The 2,265-nt window shown below is 61.9% G+C and carries 2 protein-coding genes; both read right to left on the bottom strand.

Translation table 11 applies throughout. The annotated features are described in order from the left end of the window. Positions 1–792, bottom strand: a 792-nt coding sequence (locus KKO72_RS20730) for a mannonate dehydratase (RefSeq protein WP_214943752.1), incomplete at its 3' end; no start/stop codon positions are given. Between the two features lie 26 nt (positions 793–818). Next, positions 819–2,265, bottom strand: a 1,447-nt coding sequence (locus tag KKO72_RS20725) for a mannitol dehydrogenase family protein (RefSeq protein WP_214943749.1), incomplete at its 5' end; no start/stop codon positions are given.

The following is a 2,265-nucleotide window of genomic DNA, read 5'->3' as shown; positions in this document are numbered from 1 at the left end:
GTGACCAAAGTGGATACGACCCTGGCCACCAAACTCTTTGACCAACGACGGGATGTTGTTGCACAGGTCCGCACCCAGCGAGCCTGAGCACAGGGTCAGGCCGTTGGAGGAGGAGTCCACAATCTTGACCAGGCGGGCCAGGTCATCACGGTTCTTGACAATGCGTGGCAGGCCAAAGATCGGGCGCGGTGGATCATCGGGGTGCATGGCCATCTTGATGCCCACTTCTTCGGCCACCGGGATGATGGCTTTGAGAAAGTACTCCAGGTTCGCCCACAGGGCTTCTTCGTCGACCGCCTTGTAGTCGGCCAGCAGGGCCTTGAGTTCTTCGGGTTTGTAGCTGGCATCCCAGCCTGGCAGGGAAATGCCTTTTTCTGGGTCGATCTTGGCCACCGCTTCGGCATCAAAGGCCAGGGTGAAGGAGCCGTCAGGCAGCTGCTTGGCCATTTCGGTGCGGGTCCAGTCAAACACCGGCATGAAGTTGTAGCAGATCACCTTCACACCGACCGCTGCGCAGTTGCGGATGTTTTGCTGGAAGTTGGCAATCAGGCGATCCCGGCTGGGTTTGCCCAGTTTGATGTCTTCGTGGGTGGGCACACTCTCAACCACTTCGAATTTGAGGCCGGCGCCTTCGATGCGGTCACGCAGGGCTTGGAGTTTGTCGATGGGCCAGACTTCACCGACGGGCACGTCGTAGATGGCCGACACGATGCCATACATGCCGGGGATCTGGCGGATGTATTCGAGTTTGACGGGGTCGGATTCACCGTACCAGCGGAATGTCATTTTCATAAAGGTCTCCTGTGTGGGGGCTGTGCTTAGAACACGAGTTGGGTGGCCACGGCCACTTGCGGGTGTTTGGCCAGGCGCTCAAAGGCGGCCAGCAGTTCGGCTTTGAAACCGGCGTGGCTGCGCAGGTCGGTGCCGAAGATTTTTTCGATCGACAGCAGGTTCTCCACCACGGTGGCGGGGTTGGTGCTGCTGCGGGCCTGGGCCAGGATGTCGGCTGACAGGGGGTCGTTGAGCACGGCGTCTGCGGTGTGAGCGGTTTTGACGGCAAAGTGCATCCAGGCGGCAATCGCGGTGGCGATCATCGGGGAGGCCAGGCCTTTGGCTTGGCGGTCGCGCAAGGGCGCGAGCAGGCGTTGTGGCAGCTTTTGTGAGCCGTCGGAGGCGATTTGCGCGGTGCGGTGTTTGAGTGCGGGGTTGCGAAAGCGTTGTTTGAGGCTTTCCACGTACTCGGCCGGGTTGACACCCTTGGGCGCGTGCAGGACTTCGCGGATCTCGACCCACAGGGGGTCCAGGATGTCGGTGATCAGGGGCAGTTGCATGGCGTCGGCCACGGTTTCACGGCCGGTGAGTTGGCCCAGGTAAGCCAGGGTGGAGTGCGAGCCGTTGAGGCAGCGCAGTTTCATGTTCTCCCAGCATTCGATCTCGTCGGAGAAGATGGCCCCACCAATGGTCCAGTCCGGGCGGCCCATGGTGAATTGGTCTTCGATGACCCATTGCACAAATTGTTCGGTGACCACGGGCCAGGCATCCTCCATGCCGATGGCTTGGGTGATGTGGGCGCGGTCGGCGTCGGTGGTGGCCGGGGTGATGCGGTCGACCATGGTGCAGGGGAAGGTGACCTTGGCTTCGATCCAGGTGGCCAGGTCGGCGTCGACTTCACGGGCAAAGGCGAGCACGGCGGCTTTGGCCAGGATGCCGTTGTTGGGCAGGTTGTCACAGCTCAGCACGGTGAAGGGCAGGATGCCTGCTGCGCGGCGGTTTTTGAGGGCCTGGACGATCAGGCCGAGCACGGTTTTGGGGCTGCTGGGGGTGTCCAGGTCAGCGGCAATGGCCGGGGCCTGGAGTTGCAGTTTGCCGCTGGCGGGGTCGAGGTAGTAGCCTTTTTCTGTGACGGTGATGCTGACGATGCGGGTGCTGACGTCGCTCATCTTGGCCAGCAGTTTGTCGGCATCTTCTGCACCACCGAGGACGTCGATGATGGAGCCGATGACTTTGATGCGCTCACCATCGGCACCCATTTCAGCCAGGGTGTAGAGGCCGTCCTGGGGGACCAGGGCGTTTTTCATGTCGGCGGAGATGACTCCGGCACCCACGATGCCCCAGGCCAGGTCACCTGAGGCCAGCACGGCTTCGGTGAACATGGCTTGGTGCGCCCGGTGAAAGGCGCCTATGCCCAGATGCACGATGGAGCCAACTACCCGGCTGCGGTCGTAGGATGGCCGGGTGACCGACTCGGGAAGGTGGGGCAGGCTT

Source organism: Rhodoferax sp. U11-2br (assembly GCF_018619435.1).
Classification (GTDB): domain Bacteria; phylum Pseudomonadota; class Gammaproteobacteria; order Burkholderiales; family Burkholderiaceae_C; genus Rhodoferax.
Note: the sequence above shows the minus strand (reverse complement) of the source record. Positions and strands in the feature narration are given on the sequence as shown.